This is a genomic window from Pseudorhizobium halotolerans, from assembly GCF_902153235.2.
Lineage (GTDB): Bacteria > Pseudomonadota > Alphaproteobacteria > Rhizobiales > Rhizobiaceae > Neorhizobium > Neorhizobium flavum.
Genome location: NZ_CABFWE030000001.1, coordinates 376,735 through 392,920, shown reverse-complemented (window position 1 = coordinate 392,920; position 16,186 = coordinate 376,735). Strand labels below are relative to the sequence as shown.

General features: G+C 61.0%; 16 protein-coding genes. 8 read left to right on the top strand and 8 right to left on the bottom strand.

What is annotated here, in order from left to right:
* Positions 1-91: 91 nt before the first annotated feature.
* The 3 genes from FN060_RS01820 to pcaF are packed head-to-tail and all read left to right on the top strand — an operon-like array spanning position 92 to position 2,711.
* Positions 92-799, top strand: a complete 708-nt coding sequence (locus FN060_RS01820) for a 3-oxoacid CoA-transferase subunit A (RefSeq protein WP_142586622.1) — start codon at positions 92-94, stop codon at positions 797-799.
* The gene (locus FN060_RS01815) at positions 796-1,497 is read left to right on the top strand and encodes a CoA transferase subunit B (RefSeq protein ID WP_210310667.1); all 702 of its coding nucleotides are present in this window, start codon (positions 796-798) and stop codon (positions 1,495-1,497) included. The genes FN060_RS01820 and FN060_RS01815 overlap by 4 nt, the downstream gene beginning before the upstream one ends.
* Positions 1,498-1,505: 8 nt before the next feature.
* Positions 1,506-2,711, top strand: a complete 1,206-nt coding sequence (gene pcaF, locus FN060_RS01810; RefSeq protein WP_142586621.1) for a 3-oxoadipyl-CoA thiolase — start codon at positions 1,506-1,508, stop codon at positions 2,709-2,711.
* Between the two features lie 34 nt (positions 2,712-2,745).
* Here pcaF and FN060_RS01805 read toward each other — a convergent pair whose 3' ends face one another.
* On the bottom strand, positions 2,746-4,227 hold the full coding sequence (locus FN060_RS01805) for a S10 family peptidase (protein WP_142586758.1): 1,482 nt from the start codon (positions 4,225-4,227) through the stop codon (positions 2,746-2,748).
* A 93-nt stretch (positions 4,228-4,320) separates the two neighbouring features.
* Positions 4,321-6,120: an ABC transporter ATP-binding protein/permease gene (locus tag FN060_RS01800; protein ID WP_142586620.1), complete on the bottom strand. Its 1,800-nt coding sequence runs from the start codon at positions 6,118-6,120 to the stop codon at positions 4,321-4,323.
* A gap of 105 nt (positions 6,121-6,225) precedes the next feature.
* Here FN060_RS01800 and FN060_RS01795 point away from each other — a divergent pair, with 105 nt between their 5' ends.
* Positions 6,226-6,666 (top strand): hypothetical protein, encoded by a 441-nt coding sequence (locus FN060_RS01795; RefSeq protein ID WP_142586619.1) that lies wholly within the window; start codon positions 6,226-6,228, stop codon positions 6,664-6,666.
* An 83-nt stretch (positions 6,667-6,749) separates the two neighbouring features.
* Positions 6,750-7,124: a response regulator gene (locus tag FN060_RS01790; protein ID WP_142586618.1), complete on the top strand. Its 375-nt coding sequence runs from the start codon at positions 6,750-6,752 to the stop codon at positions 7,122-7,124.
* A 12-nt stretch (positions 7,125-7,136) separates the two neighbouring features.
* On the opposite strand, the gene FN060_RS01785 is transcribed toward FN060_RS01790, so the two are convergent.
* The 6 genes from FN060_RS01785 to FN060_RS01760 form a co-directional block, all read right to left on the bottom strand.
* Complete coding sequence (locus FN060_RS01785) at positions 7,137-8,147, bottom strand: sensor histidine kinase (protein ID WP_142586617.1); 1,011 nt, start codon at positions 8,145-8,147, stop codon at positions 7,137-7,139.
* Positions 8,134-8,592, bottom strand: a complete 459-nt coding sequence (locus FN060_RS01780; protein ID WP_142586616.1) for a response regulator — start codon at positions 8,590-8,592, stop codon at positions 8,134-8,136. The genes FN060_RS01785 and FN060_RS01780 overlap by 14 nt, the downstream gene beginning before the upstream one ends.
* A complete protein-coding gene (locus FN060_RS01775; protein ID WP_142586615.1) occupies positions 8,585-10,783 on the bottom strand; it encodes an ATP-binding protein in 2,199 nt (732 codons plus the stop codon). Before FN060_RS01775 ends, FN060_RS01780 begins: the two co-directional genes overlap by 8 nt.
* A gap of 146 nt (positions 10,784-10,929) precedes the next feature.
* Complete coding sequence (locus tag FN060_RS01770) at positions 10,930-11,331, bottom strand: DUF2177 family protein (protein ID WP_142586614.1); 402 nt, start codon at positions 11,329-11,331, stop codon at positions 10,930-10,932.
* A 25-nt stretch (positions 11,332-11,356) separates the two neighbouring features.
* Entirely contained in the window at positions 11,357-12,034 is a 678-nt protein-coding gene (locus tag FN060_RS01765; protein ID WP_142586613.1) for a ChrR family anti-sigma-E factor, read from the bottom strand.
* Positions 12,031-12,615: an RNA polymerase sigma factor gene (locus FN060_RS01760; RefSeq protein ID WP_142586612.1), complete on the bottom strand. Its 585-nt coding sequence runs from the start codon at positions 12,613-12,615 to the stop codon at positions 12,031-12,033. Before FN060_RS01760 ends, FN060_RS01765 begins: the two co-directional genes overlap by 4 nt.
* A 249-nt stretch (positions 12,616-12,864) precedes the next feature.
* On the opposite strand from FN060_RS01760, the gene FN060_RS01755 reads away from it, so the two are divergent.
* The 3 genes from FN060_RS01755 to FN060_RS01745 are packed head-to-tail and all read left to right on the top strand — an operon-like array spanning position 12,865 to position 16,183.
* On the top strand, positions 12,865-14,184 hold the full coding sequence (locus FN060_RS01755) for an NAD(P)/FAD-dependent oxidoreductase (RefSeq protein WP_244665658.1): 1,320 nt from the start codon (positions 12,865-12,867) through the stop codon (positions 14,182-14,184).
* Positions 14,181-14,966, top strand: coding sequence for a DUF1365 domain-containing protein (locus FN060_RS01750; protein WP_142586610.1), 786 nt, complete (start codon positions 14,181-14,183; stop codon positions 14,964-14,966). Before FN060_RS01755 ends, FN060_RS01750 begins: the two co-directional genes overlap by 4 nt.
* Positions 14,966-16,183: an SAM-dependent methyltransferase gene (locus FN060_RS01745; RefSeq protein ID WP_077548848.1), complete on the top strand. Its 1,218-nt coding sequence runs from the start codon at positions 14,966-14,968 to the stop codon at positions 16,181-16,183. The genes FN060_RS01750 and FN060_RS01745 overlap by 1 nt, the downstream gene beginning before the upstream one ends.
* Positions 16,184-16,186 lie beyond the last annotated feature (3 nt).

The window sequence follows — 16,186 nt, the reverse complement described above, 5'->3', positions numbered from 1 at the left end:
ATATACGAACAAACGTCGAATAGCGCACAAATTGGTTGATGTCGAGAGGCCGTCCCGGTACTCCTGACGCAACGGAGACAGGAAGGATTACATGGACAAGTCTGTCGCAAGCATTGCAGACGCCGTGGCTGGGATCGAAGACGGTGCCACCATCATGATCGGCGGCTTCGGCGGGTCGGGCGCGCCGATCGAGCTTATCCACGCCCTAATCGACAAGGGGCCGAAGGGTCTCACCGTCATCAACAATAACGCCGGCAATGGCCGGATCGGGATTGCAGCGATGATCGATGCCGGGATGGTGCGGAAGATGATCTGCTCCTTCCCGCGCTCCACCGACCCGCGCGCCTTCACCGATCGGTATCTCGCGGGCGAGATAGAACTGGAATTGGTGCCGCAGGGGACGCTTGCGGAACGCATACGCGCAGGCGGGGCCGGTATCCCTGCCTTCTATACACCCACCGCCTACGGCACCGAGCTTGCGGAGGGTAAGCCGACCGCCGAATTCGATGGCCGCCACTATGTACAGGAGCGCTGGCTGAAGGCGGATTTCGCCCTCGTGAAAGGACAGGTTGGCGATACCCACGGCAACCTGACCTTCAACAAGGCTGGCCGGAACTTCAATCCGCTGATGTGCATGGCCGCGTCAATGACAATCGCACAGGTGACGAGGATCGTTTCTCCCGGCGGTATCGACCCGGAGCATGTCGTAACGCCAGGGATCTTCGTGGACTGCGTTGTCGAGGTAAGCCAGCCCCGACAGGAAGAAGACCTTATTCGAGCCGGAGTGGCCTACGTATGACCGCCGAAATCCCCGTCAACACTCGCGAAGACATCAAACTCTCCAACGCCCAGATCGCCTGGAGGGCGGCGCAGGACATCGCCGACGGCGCTTATGTGAACCTGGGGATCGGATTTCCGGAGATGGTTGCGCGATACCAGCCCTCCGGGCGCCAGGCGATCTTCCATACTGAGAACGGTATCCTCGACTTCGGCGAAGCGCCGCCGGAAGGAGAAGAGGACTGGGACCTGATCAATGCCGGCAAGAAGGCCGTTACCCTGAAGCCGGGCGCAGCGTTCTTTCACCATGCCGACAGCTTTGCCATGGTTCGCGGCGGTCATCTGGATGTGGCGATCCTTGGCGCCTACCAGGTGGCGCAGAACGGCGACCTCGCCAACTGGCGCGTCGGCGCCAAGGGCGTTCCGGCTGTCGGTGGTGCGATGGACCTGGTGCATGGCGCCAAGCAGGTCTGCGTCATCACCGAGCATGTGACGAAGAAGGGCGAGCCGAAGCTTGTCGACCGATGCACCTTCCCGCTAACCGGGGTTGCCTGCATCACACGCGTCTATACGAGCCATGCCGTTGTGGACATTGTCGGTGGGCGCTTCGTCCTGCGGGAGAAACTGGCGGCCATGACGCTGGAGGAACTGCAGGCCATGACCGGTGCGCCGCTTCACCTAGACGGCCCCGTCGCCGATCTCGTTGTTCCCGCTCTTTGAGGATATCCATGACCGAAGCTTTCATCTGTGACTACATTCGTACCCCGATCGGCCGTTTTGGCGGCTCCCTATCTACGGTGCGCGCCGACGATCTCGGTGCGGTTCCGCTCCGCGCGCTGATGGAGAGAAACACCGGTGTCGATTGGGATGCAGTGGATGATGTCATCTTCGGCTGCGCCAACCAGGCCGGTGAAGACAATCGAAATGTCGCCCGCATGTCGCTTCTCCTCGCCGGTCTGCCGGTCTCCACAAGCGGTACCACGATCAACCGCCTTTGCGGATCAGGGATGGATGCCGTCATCGCGGCAGCGCGTGCCATCAAGGCGGGTGAGGCTGACCTGATGGTTGCTGGCGGTGTCGAGAGCATGAGCAGGGCTCCCTTCGTCATGCCCAAGGCCGAGACGGCCTTCTCCCGCAATGCCGAGATTTACGACACGACCATCGGGTGGCGCTTCGTCAATCCCGTAATGAAGAAGCAGTATGGCGTCGATTCCATGCCAGAGACCGGGGAGAATGTCGCGGAGGACTACCAGGTCACGCGCGAAGACCAGGATGCATTTGCGCTCCGGTCCCAGGCGCGAGCCGCCGAAGCCCAAGGCAATGGCCGTCTTGCTCGTGAGATCGTTTCCGTCACCATCCCGCAACGGAAGGGGGAACCGGTCGTAGTCGAGCGGGACGAACATCCGCGCGCGACAACGCTCGAGGCGCTCGCCAAGCTTGGTACGCCCTTCAAGAAGGAAGGTGGCACGGTCACGGCCGGCAATGCCTCCGGCGTCAATGACGGAGCGGCTGCGCTGATCATCGCTTCGGAAGCCGCCGCACGAAAACACGGGCTTGTTCCGATCGTTCGTATCCTGGGTGGTGCCAGCGCCGGTGTTCCACCCCGGATCATGGGAATTGGCCCCGCTCCGGCGACGCTGAAGCTTTGCAGCCGCCTCGGCCTATCGCCCCAGGACTTCGACATCATCGAACTGAACGAGGCCTTCGCGTCTCAGGGCATCGCCGTGCTGCGCGAACTGGGTATTCCGGAGGATTCGGATCGGGTGAATCCGAATGGCGGCGCAATCGCGCTGGGGCACCCGCTCGGAATGTCGGGCGCGCGGATCACGGGTACGGCCGCGCTCGAGCTTCAGCTCCGAAACGCGAAGCGCGCACTTGCGACGATGTGCGTCGGCGTCGGCCAGGGCGTCGCCGTAGCGCTGGAGCGCGCCTGAGCTAGAAATCCTGTCAATCGCGCGCCGGTGATGCTCACTCCGGCGCGCCTCCTGCGAAGAAGGCGGCTGTGTCGTCGAAGAACTCCTTCCTCGATGCGGGATCCGTGTAGAACATGTGTCCGCCGCGATAGATCTGCAAAGAGGTGCGTTCTGCCGCAAGCAGGGGCGGCAGGTGGTCAAGCACGTAGCGGCTCATCCCGTAGGGCGTGATCGCATCGCTGTAGCCGTGGGCAACGAGCATACGAAACTCGGGAATGACGGATAGCAGATCGCGCAGATCGTCCACAGCAGACGCGATAGCACGTCCACCCCCGCCATGATCGCCGTTCCATTCCCAACGTCGGTTCACCTCTTCGTTGAGGAGCGTGTAGGTCATCCTGCTGCGATAGCCCAGATGATGCTCGGCATAGGACGCGAAGACACCGCCATAGGCGCGCGTATAACCATCTAGGATCGGATCGTCGTTCCGTCCATAGGCGGCTTCCGGATAGGGATCCGGCCTTGCATAGGAGACGTCATAGCGGCTGACAATCTGCCCGCTCCCCCCGGAGTTCTTGCTGTAGGCGTCCGCCAGGAACCCCCGGCTATCAGCGACGACATTCTCCGGCATGCCGGTAAGGGTGGAGATCCTGCTATAGAATTCTCCCGCAGCGTCCCCGGTGAGTGGCGGTCCGGCGAGCGTCACCAAGTAGTCTGTCATGGCGAAGCGTTCCGCTTCGGCCAGCGCCTCTCTCGTGAATGCTCCCCGTCGTTCGAGTTCGCCAGCTGCAAGAGCAGGCAGTTGCAGCGCCGCGCTCAAAGGATCGTCCCCGGAGTTGAAGAGGAAGCGACCTTCGAGAAGTGGCGAGAGCATGATGATCCCCGACACCAGAAGGCCCTGGTTATCCTTCAGAGCAGTGGCTACTTTGGCCGCTCGGAACCCTCCGTAGCTTTCTCCGAGCAGGTATTTCGGGGATTGGAAGCGATCGTTCTTCTGGACGTAGAGGGCAATCAGCTTGGCGATGCTGTCGGCGTCCTGATTCACGCCATAGAAGCTGCGGGCGACATCATCGCTGGCAGCGCGGCTCCAGCCCGTGCCCACAGGATCGATGAAAACGAGATCAGTGAATTGCAACCAGCTGTCGGGGTTGTCGACGAGGCTTGGCGAAGTGCCGCTATTGCCGTCGAGGCCGAAATCCACCACCTTCGGGCCCGCCAGCCCGAGGTGGAGGTAGGCTGATGCGGCGCCTGGCCCGCCGTTGAATGCAAAGGTAACGGGACGCGGTGACGGGCCCTCAGCCACATAGGCCGTGTAGAACACCTTTGCCGTCTGTCTCCCGTCCTGACCGTAGAGGTCCAGAGTGCCGGCAGTCGCCTGGTACTCCAGTGGCGAGCCTTCAGTCGACAGCCGATGCTCGGTGATTGAGTCGGCCGGAATGAGGCTGAAGATGCCTGGCGGCTGACTTTCCGCTTGCTGGGCTGCCGCGGGAGCGACGAGCCCTGGCAGAAGCGCGAGGGATAGAAGGAGGCGGGGCATGAAAGACACGTAGATCACTCCGGATTGTCGGAGCAGGCAATCTAGGGCGATCGCCCTGCACAGACACTTCAATAGAAATTGAAGTGCCCGCGGTCAGGACCGCCCTTGCCGGTCGCGCATGATCATTGGGCTTGCTGCGGCAAGCGGCTGGAGATGCAATTGGCGTGGCTTAAGAACGCTGTCGAAAGCTTCGCATCTTCCGATGTAGATGATCGCGGCATTGTCCAGTTCTGCCAGGGTCGCGGCCAGCTCCAGCTGAACGTCTGCCTCCAGGCCCTCAAGAATGTCGTCCAGGACGAGCCAGCGCGGCTCGATCAAGAAGAGATTCGCCAACCGCAGGCGCGCCTGATCCTCCTCTGACAACTTCCGATCCCAGCGCTCCGTCAGGTCAAGCGCAGCTACCAGGGGAGAAAGCCCGACCCGTTCGAGTGCAGTCCGAAAGCGATCCTCGTCCATGAGTGCGGAATCGAGCGGATAAGCCAGCACATCGCGCAGACGGGTATGCGGCAGGTAGCCCTGTTGAGGAACGAATACTATCCGGCCGTCACTCGGCAGGGCAATCTCGCCCTTTCCCCACGGCCAGATGCCCGCAAGAGCTTCGAACAGGAGCCGACGGTTGGCGCCGACGTCGCCGTTGATCATGATGTGCTCGCCCGGGAGGATCGTCTCGTCGGCGGGGAGACGCAGACCGTGGTTGCGCGGCGTGCCGGGGCTCGCGGTGTAGAGTTCAACTCCCCGCAGGACCAGGCGATCCTGCTCCGTCTGCGGGTATCGCAAGTCGCCGGCGCCGGGCGTCTCATCCAGGGCAAGCAATACCTTCCGAAACGTCGAGACCCGCATCAGCGTTGCCTTCCAATCGGCGATCTGGCGGAAGTTGTCGACATACCAGCGCAGGGCGCCATAGACCTGGTTGAACGCGCCCACCGCCATCATCAGTCCGCCGAAGGTCAGGTGGCCGGCAAAGTAGGCGGGTGCCGCGATCAGGATCGGCGCGACGGTGGAGAGCCAGCCAAAACCCGCGGAAACCCAGGTTAGATTCGTATATCCTCGGGCGAGCCGGCGGATGACATGAAGAACAACCGTGATGGCGTTCTGCACGCGGTCGCGTTCACGGTCTTCCCCTCTCGCAAGGGTGATCGCCAGAATGTTCTCGTTCGTGTGCATCAGGGCGAAGCGAAGCTCCGCTTCCTTGGCATAGCGCTCGGCGTTCAGATCCGGCAAACGGCGGCCGACGATATTGCTGAGGATCGAAGCGAGGCCCGCATAGCCGAGCGCAGCCCAGACCATGTAGCCCGGTATGGTGACGCGTTCGCCGTTAAACTGGAAGCTGAAGGTTTCGGAGATTGTCCACAAGACGCCGATAAAACTGACCAAGAGGATGGTTGCGTTTACGAGCCCAATAGCGAGCGAGGTGGTCAGTTCGGAAAGATTTCGGGCATCCTCGTGCAGCCGTTGGTCAGGGTTGACCCCCATTGTCCGCATGTGAAGAAGCTTCAACGCCCGCTGAGGCCTTAGCCACTCGTCTACCAGGTCTCGTGCCAATCCCTCGCGCATGTGAAGGGCAGTGATCTGGTTCAGATAGGTCTGGACGACGTTCAGCAGGAGGAGAGAGCCTCCGATCAGCGCAAAAACGCCCAGCTGGACCATGAACTCGTCCAGATCCCTCCTCTCGATGGCGTTGTAGAAGGGCACATTCCACTGATTGAGGCGATACTGCGCGTAGACCGTCGTCAGGATGATCACCAGCAGGGCAACCGCGAGGGCGAGGATGCGGTCTCTGGCGTGTGTGCGCCAGAAGGCCGACGCCATGAAGCCGACTTGCTCGGAAAAGGAAAGATGATGATCCTGGACATCCTCGTCCAGGCCCCGGATGGTCAATTGCTCTGTCGCCATGCCGACGCTGCCTCTTCGCCGGCTATCTCCATAGCCCATCCTCCTTTACGAGGGATTGAAGCAGATCAATATCCGGCGCTTGTCGCCAGTTTCGGCTCGGAGAGCATGACGAAGAAGAAGCAGAAACAGAGAACGCTTCCGATGCAGGGCGAGGTGCAGGACCGCGAACAGGCGCGGTCGGCACTCCACAAGCTTCGGAAGGCATGGAAGAGGGCATCCGAGAGCGAACGACAGGCCTTCCGGGCGGAAGTGGGACTGCAGATTCCGGCTTCCAGCGCTATCGGCGAGCGGCACCTGATTGCGGATGGACGATACCTGCTGCCGAATACGATCAAGCGGATCGAGACTATCCTGGTCCGACGGCGCCTCTCACAGGATGCATTGATGGAAGAACTAGGCTTTCCGGGCAAGGGAAAAGACCTTGTCCGCGCGCTCGCGAAGGGACGGAGTCTTCGGTTGCGGGTGATTGCGGCCCTGGACGAGTGGCTGACTGTACAGGAGCAAGGCGACCCAATGCAGGAAAAGCGGCAGATTGATCTAAGGTAGCCTTGAAATGCTGTCTTGAGCGGACAGATAGCTCGCCATGTCCCGACACCGGAAGCGGGCGAGTGGAGTATGGATAAGCAGCAATGAATGTTCTGGTTCTGGAAGACGACGTTCTCCTGGCGATGGATGTGGAGGATTACCTTATCGAACAAGGCCACCAGGTTGTCGGACCATTCGCGCGCATCCCGCAGGCGCTTGCTGCCATCCGGGAGGGCAGGATCGATGGCGCGATCCTTGACCTGAACCTCAATGGAGAACTCTCCTTTCCCGTAATCGAAGCCCTTCAGGAGCGAGGCATACCGTTGATCGTGTGCAGCGGCTATGCCGAGCTCCCGGAGCTCAAGGCCAAGCTCGCAGGGTTGCCGCTGATCGCAAAGCCCTGGAATCCTCAGAAGATGTCAATGCTCATGAACGAGCATTTCCCGTCCTTGCCCGAGCGGCGTGCTGCCAGCAACTGACGGCTTGCGCGCCTATCCGGAAAGATCTGCGAGGGGGATGCCTATTTCGCAGACCAGCCCGGTCTTGAGATATTCCAGGCGCACCTCGCCATTCAGTTCGTAACGAACGCTACGTTCGATCAGCGTCATGCCGAACCCGGCTTCTTCAGGAAGCTGGACCGCAGGCCCGTCGCTTTCCTCCCAGCGGAGCGTCAACACACCCTTGCTATCTGTTTGCCAATTGACATGGACAGTCCCGTGCTCGCTCGAGAGCGCGCCGTGCTTCACGGCGTTGGTGGCAAGTTCGTTCAGCACCATGCTCAGCGCAAGGGCGGCCTTCGGGGCCAGCAAGGTTAGCGGCCCGGCATCGATCCGGACGCGTCCGGTGCCACGATCCTGCGGCGCAAGCGTCCGCCTGACGACTTCCAGCAGTTCCGCCTCGTTCCAGTTCGTCTCGAACAGGAGGGCATGCGCATCGGCCAATGCACGCAGGCGGCCGAGGAGGTTCTCAACGTAATCATCAAGCGAGGAGCTCGTCTTCACCGTGCGGCGTACCAGCGACATCACCATTGCCATGGTGTTCTTCACGCGATGGCTGAGCTCGCGGACCAGCAGTTCCTTCTGACGCTCGGCGTCTCGACGCTCTGTCCGTTCGCGTGCCTCCGCGAGCGCCCGCTCGACTGCCGCCGGTAGTCTTATCAGGCGTTGCTTGAGGACATAGTCGGTGGCGCCTTGTCGGAAGGATTCGATTGCAACTTCCTCCCCCAGGATGCCGGAGACAAAGATGAAGGGCACCTCCGGTGCCACGTCGCGGGCCAGTTCCAGTGCACTCATGCCGTCGAAGTCGGGCAGGGAAAAGTCTGCGAGGATGACGTCATAGTCGTCCCCGTCGAGAGCCTCTTCGTAGGTCTTCCGGTTCTGCGCGTACCGGATTTCCGGGACGGGCTTCAGCGTCTCCAGGTGCTCCCGGATCAGTTCCGCATCCAGGTGGCTATCCTCGAGAACCAGGATACGGGGTTGGCGAAGCTGATTATGCACGTCCATTGCGCAGCGATCCGGGTGGGGGTTCGTTCAGCAGCGCCCAGAATACGCCGAGGTCCTGGATGGCCTTGAAGAACTCGTTGAACTCGACAGGCTTGACCACGAAAGCATTGACGCCGAGCTCATAGCTCTTAACGAGGTCCTGCTCTTCTCGCGATGATGTCAGCATGACGATGGGGATGTGACGGAGCCTTTCGTTGTGCTTGACCCGTTCAAGCACTTCCAGCCCATCGACCTTGGGCAACTTCAGGTCGAGCAGCACGACGGTGGGGTCGCCATCCAGACGGCCTTCATAAGTGCCCGTGCCAAACAGATAGTCGATCGCCTCCGCGCCATCGCGCGCGATCACGATCTCATTGGCGAGCTGGCATTTCTCCAAGGCCGCGAGCGTCAGTTCAAGATCCCGCGGGCTGTCTTCCACGAGAAGGATCGGTCTCAGTTCAGGCAATCGCTCTTCCCTTTCTATCCGGTGTCGGCAGCGCGAATACGAACTCGGCTCCCTTGCCAACTTCACCTGTTGCCGTGATCGATCCGCCGTGGCGCTCAATGATGCGTCGTGCGAGCGCTAGGCCGATGCCGGTGCCTTCAAAATCTTCTGCGCGCTGGAGCCGCTGAAATACCCCGAACAGTTTCCCGACGTAAGCCATGTCGAACCCTACGCCGTTGTCAGATATCCGGTAAACGACTTGTTCTGCATCTGCGGAACCGTCAATGGCAATGACGGCCGGATCCTGATCTCTCGTATATTTCACCGCATTGTCGACCAGGTTATACCAGACCTGCCGCAGCAGAGTAGAGTCACCCCAGGCGACAGGCAAGGGGGCGATCCGCCATTCGATCTTCCGCTCACTCTGGGTCAACATCACGCTCTTGACCACTTCCGAGACGAGCTTGTTCATATCCACCTTCTTGGGCACGATCGCAGTGCGTCCGAGGTGCGAGAAGTTCAGGAGGTCGTCGACCAGCCGGCCCGCAGCGAGCGCTGATTCCGATATGTTGCTAAGATAGTGCCGGGACTTTTCGTCAAGTTCCCCCTCGCGTTCCCGCAGTAGCTGCGCGAAACCCACGATGTGTCGAAATGGCGCCCGCAGATCGTGCGAGACGGAATAGGAGAAGGCCTCCAGTTCCTTATTGGAGCGCTGCAGCTCACTGGTCAGCTCCGCGAGTTCTTCCGCGCGTCGAAGGACGATCCCCACAATTGCAGCACGGAGGTCGCGTGCTGCCGCGATCTCCGCTGCCGTCCAGGGTAGTGCCTGCAGGCGCACCTGCTCCTGCCAGGCATCGAAAGATTTGCGGGGATGGATACGCCCGTTCTCGGCGACGTGCTTATGGGGATCGCCTCCCCACGTGACGGTCCGATGGACCTCCGGGCGGACCCAGATCAGCCAACTGGGGTAAAGCTTGGAGAGTCGGACTGCCAGAATCCCACTCGCCGTATCGGCGAAGTCGGTGGCGGAGGGCAATTGGGCAGACAGCGAGGCCGTGGCGAAGACTTCTTCTGCATCCCCACTTTGTTCCAGCCAATGGACGATGGCCTGAAGGTGCGGCTCGGCCGGGGTGCTTCCCAGGCAGATGCAGCGGGCATCGGTCATGATTGCCGCACCTGTTGCGCTCACCTGCCTCAGCAGGTCGTAACGGGCTTCCGCCAATCCTTCGACCCAATCAGAACTAGCGCTCATGGAGGCAAGCAGCCGTCCGGTAACCTGGCTGAGGTCAACTCGTTGGGACGCTTCGGCGGCGCGTTCCTGGGCGGCAATACGCATGGCCAGCGACTGAACGACAAAGTCGCAGAGATCCCGAAGCGTCGAACTCACCTTGTGCGGCTGCGCACTGTGGCAGGAGACCAGGCCCCAAAGATGCCCGTCAATCATGATCGAGATCGACATGGAGGCAGCAGTGCCCATGTTCCTCATGTACTCAAGATGAACGGGAGAGACGCTGCGCAGCTGTGCGGAGCTCAGGTCAAGCGGCTCGTTCGTCTCGGGGTTGAGAGCGGGCTCGAGTGGAACGGGTTCGTAGCGTGCATCGGGGATAAGGCGAACCCGATTGGTGGCGTATAGCGCCCGTGCCTGCGCGGGTATGTCGGAAGCCGGAAAGCGCAGGTCCAGATAAGACGGAAGTCTTCCGTTCCCGGCCTCGGCGACGACTTGGCCATTCCAGGCGTCATCGAAACGGTAGGCGAGGACCCGATCGAAGCCTGTGAGTTCCTGCACGAACCGCACCGTCTCATTGAGGGAGCCGGGCGTGTCTGGTTGGGCAGCCAGACGTTCGATGAAACTCCGCAGCCCGGAAAAGATACCGGAAGCCGTCGCCTCTTCGGCCTGTTCCACCTCGATAATGATGAGGCCGTTGGAGCGATGGGCGATCAGGATCAGGCCCTGGTCCGGTATAGCTACCTGTAAAGCCGGCTCGCCGCTTTCATACCATCCCCGGATGCGCTCCACGGCAGGTTCAAGGTCTGTTAGCCCCTTGCCGAGCGTAAGGCTCGATCCGAGAAGATCGCTTGCGTTCGCACTGGCCTGAATGACGGTCATGTCCGAGGGGCGGAGCACGAACAATGCTCCGTGTGGCTGGATTGCTCCGGGGATGTGGATTGGCTCCCGCGCGCAGCCTTCGAGATCCGATTCGGGCTGCACCACGTGAACATCCTCCTGCTTCACCTCCGGCGGTAGGGTTCTCTCACTGAACCGCCTCCGCCGTACTTCTGGACGCTAGTGTCTGGCAGAATAGAGCGGACCATCTCGATGTAAACCTTCTGCCCTGAAGTTAGGCATTTCGTGTCGCTTCAGGCGATCTTCTGCGTGATGAAGAACCCGGCAGTGGCAGCGAAGGAAGTCAGGGCGGTGCCCCATGCCATATCGATGATGGTCATGGCCAGCGGCCAATTCTTCAAAGTCGCAAGGTTGGTCATGTCGTAGGTTCCATAGGCTACAAGGCCCAGGATCGCGCCTGCGATGGCGGCCTGTGTCCAGCTGTTGGTGGCCAGCGCAGGCATGACGGCGAAGTAGACGATGCCCGCCACGTAGACGAGGTAGAAGGCTCCCGCGGCTGCGAAGTTCGGCTGCTCAAGCATCATGTTGCCGAGCCAACCGCGATAGAGACCGGTTGCAACCCGACCGAGCCAGATTGCGTCAATGGCGAAGAATGCGACGGCGGTGACAAGATAAGCGACGACAGGTACTGGCATCGGACATACCTCTCCGGCTCTTGGATCAGATCTTGAGGATCGGCTGGATCATCCGAACGATCCAGCTCGTGAATTTCAGCGGCGCTTCGGTGACGGCGAGGCAGATGCAGTCTTCCCCTTCCGTCGCCACCGGCGTGTGAAGGAGATCATCGTCCGCCTCCTCCATATCGCCACGCTCGAACAGCTTGTTTCCGTCGCGGAAGCTTCCCGACAGCACGAGCGTAAGCTCCCGCCCCCTGTGGGTGTGTTCGGGGACCGGCTTGCCAGCCGGGATACGGAGCAAGCGAACCTGCGTGGAGGGGTCGCTGGTTGGAATGCGGATCTGATAGGCGCCGCGTCCCAAGGCGCGCCATTTCAGGCCGTCCACATCGCTGCCCACATAGGAGCGCAAGGGCTCCGGCAGGACAGCACTCGGCGTGCCAGGGGGAACTGCCCGCACGCTGTTGCCGGGAGCAGCAGCTTCCGGGTCAGTTGCCTTCTCCTTCAAGCGCGTCCGGAAACGGTTCCATGAATCGCCCAGGTCATCTGACACCGAAATCTTGTCCAGGAGCGCGCCGGCTGCGCCTTCCATGGCAGAGAGGTGATTGCGGCAGGCCGGGCAAAGGGCAAGGTGAGAGGCAATTGCAATGCTCCATCCTTCCGACAATGTGCCGGCGGCATAATCAAGAAGCATTTCCTCGCTGATGTGGTGACGTACCTTCATCGCCGATCCTCCAGCGCCGTGCGGAGCTTTGCGAAGGCCAGCCGGATACGCGATTTCACGGTCCCAAGCGGCAGGTTCATCTGCTGCGCGATGGCAGAGTGCGGGATGTCTTCAAAAAACGCCTTCTTGAGCACATCCTGCTGTTCGCTCGGGAGTGTCGAGAGTGCCCGTCGCAGCAGATCTGCCTCCTGCGCTTGTTCGAACTCGCTGTCTGCAGGAGGGATATCGTCTGCGACGAAGGCCGGATCCTGAGGGTCGAACATGGGTTGCTTGCGCCGGTAGGCGTCGATGCGGATATTCCGCGCTACGGTAAAGACCCATGCGGATACAGTGCCTCTTGCCGGATCGAACTGGGCCGACTTCGACCACACCGCCATCATCGTTTCCTGCATCAGTTCTTCCGCGGCCTGTCTATCCTTCGTCTTCAGCGCCATGAAGGCGCGGATCTTAGGTGCGTAGAACCGGAAAAGCGCTTCGAACGCCTCCACGTCGCGGTCTCGTCCCACGGTCACCAGCAGAGTTGCGAGCTGCGCCGGTGTGGGTTCGGCTGCCTTGCTCGCCGGTGTCTTCGGCTTTGTCATACCTATGCCTTGCCTTGCGCGCCGCCGCCGAAGCGGTGCGGATGCATGGTTCTGGCACGTCTGGGGTGCAAATGGAATGCTCAAGCTCATGCGGCCCTCTACGCCCGCCGCATCAGGATGGATCATAAAAAAATCGCTGCCCTTTCCGATGGTCGGCCGATCCATCGCCCGATCCAGCGCGTAGAAGCGATCAATCAATCATGTAGGGCTTTAGGTATGGGACTGGAGTTTTCGGGCGGTGTGGGACCAATGCGCATCGCCGTCATCGGCTCGGGCATCAGTGGCATGTCGGCCGCTTGGCTCGCCAGCAAGAGCTGCGAGGTGACGATCTACGAGGCCGAGGATCGTATTGGTGGGCACTCGAATACGTTGACCGTCGATGTCGATGAAGGACGAGTTCCCGTCGATACCGGGTTCATCGTCTACAACGAGCGCAACTATCCGAACCTGGTTGCGCTGTTCGATCATCTCGGCGTTGCGAGCGAGGCGACGAACATGTCCTTCGCGGCCTCGCTGGATGAGGGCTCCTTCGAATACTCCGGGACCGGTCTCGGAGGGCTGCTCGGCCAGCGGCGCAATGCGGCCCGGCCGCGCTTCTGGCGCATGGTGTCCGATGTGGTGCGGTTTTATCGGGACGCGCCTCAGTTGCTGCAGAGACGTGATCTCGATGGTCTTTCGCTGGGAGAGTTCCTGGTGCGCGAGGCGTACTCTCAAGCATTCATCGACGATCATCTGCTGCCTATGGGCGCCGCCATCTGGTCTGCCACAGCGAGGGACATGCGGGACTACCCGCTCACCGCTTTCCTGCGCTTCTTCATCAATCACGGACTGGTGCAGCTCAAGGATCGCCCTCAATGGCGGACGGTAACGGGTGGCAGCGTGGAGTATGTCCGGCGTCTCATGGGAGATTTCCAAGGCGAGATACGCTTGAAGAGCCGGGTCACGGAGGTTCGATCCGAAGGAGGCCGGGTCATCGTAAGGGATTCCTCCGGAAATGCCGACCGCTTCGATCAGGTGATCCTGGCAACCCATGCCGACGATGCGCTCGCCGTTCTCGCCGATGCAGACCGGCGGGAGCGTGATGTGCTCGGTCGGTTTAACTACACGCGCAATCAGGCCGTCCTTCATTGCGACCGGTCGCTCATGCCGAAGCGCAAGCAGGTCTGGTCGAGCTGGAATTACATCGGCGCGAAAGCTTCCGGTGAGGATCGGCAACTTTGCGTAACCTACTGGATGAACCGTCTGCAGAACCTCGAAACGAGCAGGCCGTTGTTCGTGACCCTGAACCCATGCCGTACCATCGCCGAGGAGCACGTCATCCGGACGTTCGACTACAAGCACCCGTTGTTCGACGCGGCGGCACTGCAGGCACAGCGGCAGATCTGGGCCCTGCAGGGACGGCGGGGCGTGTGGTTCTGCGGCGCCCATTTCGGGAGCGGGTTTCACGAAGACGGGCTGCAGGCCGGCCTTGCCGTGGCGGAACGATTGACCGGCAACCAAAGACCCTGGAAACTTGCTGAACCGTCGGGACGGATTTTTGTGCCCGAGATGCTCGAGGCTGCGGAATGAACAGAGGATCGGCCATCTATGTCGGCGACGTCGTGCACCGTCGATATCGACCGAAGGAACACCGGCTTCGCTATAAGGTGTTCTCTCTCCTCATCGACCTGGATGAGTTGCCGGATCTCGATCGCCATCTTCGGGTGTTCGGATATAACCGCAGAGCATTGATCAGCTTCTGGGACAAGGATCATGGCTCCGGGCAGCCGGGGAAGCTTCGGGAGTGGGTGGAAGCCCAGCTCACCGATGCCGGGTTGGATCGAGCGGACCTTCGAATTCGTCTTCTCTGCTACCCACGCCTGTTTGGCTATGTCTTCAATCCGCTGACGGTCTATTTCTGCGAAACGCGGGATGGGGATCTGGTGGCGATCCTTTACGAGGTATGCAACACGTTCCACGAGCGGCACACCTATGTGATCCCGATCGACGGCGGTTCGCAGAGCGTCGTGCGGCACTCCTGCCGCAAGCAAATGTATGTCTCGCCATTCATCCCGATGGACTGCTCGTATCAGTTTACCACGCGACGGCCAGACTCTCGGGTTGCCATCGCGATACGGGAAACGGACGGCGAGGGCTCTCTGCTATCGGCGTCTTTTTCCGGCGAACGAAGGGTACTGTCCGATGCAAGCCTGTTGCGCACATTGATCGGCTTTCCGCTGATGACGTTGAAGGTGACTGCGGCTATTCATTGGGAGGCGCTGCGGCTGTGGCTGAAAGGCGTGCCCATTCACCGGCACATCAGGAGCCTGAACCCACATGCCCGGACGATCGTACAGTTGGAGGAGCGGTGATGACGGATCTCCAGCATGTCGACCACCACCGCGGATATTCGCGGTCGCCGATCTGGCAGGCAGCCCTTTGCCGCTGGGCGGAAATGATCGTGGCGGGACGTCTGACGCTTCGCTTACCGGGTGGAGCAGAACGACATTTCGAGGGTTCTGCCGCCGGGCCCAGTGCGATCATCGAGCTCGCCAACGCACGTCCAGTCCGCCGCCTCCTGGCGGGAGGGAGCCTTGGCTTTGCCCGTTCCTACTTGGACGGAGACTGGAGTTCTCCCGACCTGGGAGCTGTCCTGGAACTCGCCGTCGCCAATGACGCCGCTTGGGGGGGGCTTCTTGTCGGCAGCGGTCTGCGAAAGCTCGTGGCATATGTGCGCCACCGGCTTCGCGCGAACTCGCGCTCAGGCAGTCGGCGGAACATCTCGTATCACTATGACCTCGGCAACGATTTCTACAGTGCCTGGCTCGATGAGACGATGACCTACTCCTCGGCCTGCTTTGACAGTGCGGACCAGTCGCTCGAGACGGCCCAGCGCGCCAAGTACCATCGTATCGTCAGGAGTCTCGGCATCGGTCCTGAGGATCATGTGCTGGAGATTGGCTGTGGCTGGGGAGGCTTTGCCGAATATGCGGCGAGGGAAACCGGATGCCGCGTTACCGGGCTCACACTGTCGACTGAGCAGGCTGCCTACGCGCAACATAGGCTGCAACGCATGGGCCTGGCGGATCGAGTGGAAATCCGTCTGGAGGACTATCGCGACTGCCGGGGGCAATTCACCAAGATCGTCTCGATCGAGATGTTCGAGGCCGTCGGCGAAGAGAACTGGCCGATCTTTTTTGATCGCGTCCGCCGGCTGCTGCAGCCGGGAGGCGAAGCGGTCATTCAGACCATTACGATCGCGGACGACCGCTTCGAGCACTATCGACGGAATGCCGATTTCATCCAGACCTACATCTTCCCGGGCGGGATGCTTCCATCCGTTTCCGCCTTCGGGGATGCCGTCCAAAAAGCAGAGATGCGAGTTGCGGGGAGCTTCCGGTTCGGCCGAGATTACGAGCGGACACTGCTGCAGTGGGACAAGGCGTTTCACAAGAACTGGTCCCGGATCGCACCGCTGGGGTTCGATGAACGCTTCAGACGCATGTGGCACTACTACCTGCAATATTGCGCTGTCGGCTTCAGGACCGAGCGGTTGGATGTCGTGCAGTTCCACCTAAAGGTCGGGTAGCGG

Bases quoted from the DNA above. Each gene is read 5' to 3' on its own strand.
- FN060_RS01820 (WP_142586622.1), top strand. From the start codon at position 92: ATGGACAAGTCTGTCGCAAGCATTGCAGACGCCGTGGCTGGGATCGAA.
- FN060_RS01815 (WP_210310667.1), top strand. From the start codon at position 796: ATGACCGCCGAAATCCCCGTCAACACTCGCGAAGACATCAAACTCTCC.
- pcaF (WP_142586621.1), top strand. From the start codon at position 1,506: ATGACCGAAGCTTTCATCTGTGACTACATTCGTACCCCGATCGGCCGT.
- FN060_RS01805 (WP_142586758.1), bottom strand. From the start codon at position 4,227: ATGCCCCGCCTCCTTCTATCCCTCGCGCTTCTGCCAGGGCTCGTCGCT.
- FN060_RS01800 (WP_142586620.1), bottom strand. From the start codon at position 6,120: ATGGCGACAGAGCAATTGACCATCCGGGGCCTGGACGAGGATGTCCAG.
- FN060_RS01795 (WP_142586619.1), top strand. From the start codon at position 6,226: ATGACGAAGAAGAAGCAGAAACAGAGAACGCTTCCGATGCAGGGCGAG.
- FN060_RS01790 (WP_142586618.1), top strand. From the start codon at position 6,750: ATGAATGTTCTGGTTCTGGAAGACGACGTTCTCCTGGCGATGGATGTG.
- FN060_RS01785 (WP_142586617.1), bottom strand. From the start codon at position 8,147: ATGGACGTGCATAATCAGCTTCGCCAACCCCGTATCCTGGTTCTCGAG.
- FN060_RS01770 (WP_142586614.1), bottom strand. From the start codon at position 11,331: ATGCCAGTACCTGTCGTCGCTTATCTTGTCACCGCCGTCGCATTCTTC.
- FN060_RS01765 (WP_142586613.1), bottom strand. From the start codon at position 12,034: ATGAAGGTACGTCACCACATCAGCGAGGAAATGCTTCTTGATTATGCC.
- FN060_RS01760 (WP_142586612.1), bottom strand. From the start codon at position 12,615: ATGACAAAGCCGAAGACACCGGCGAGCAAGGCAGCCGAACCCACACCG.
- FN060_RS01755 (WP_244665658.1), top strand. From the start codon at position 12,865: ATGCGCATCGCCGTCATCGGCTCGGGCATCAGTGGCATGTCGGCCGCT.
- FN060_RS01750 (WP_142586610.1), top strand. From the start codon at position 14,181: ATGAACAGAGGATCGGCCATCTATGTCGGCGACGTCGTGCACCGTCGA.
- FN060_RS01745 (WP_077548848.1), top strand. From the start codon at position 14,966: ATGACGGATCTCCAGCATGTCGACCACCACCGCGGATATTCGCGGTCG.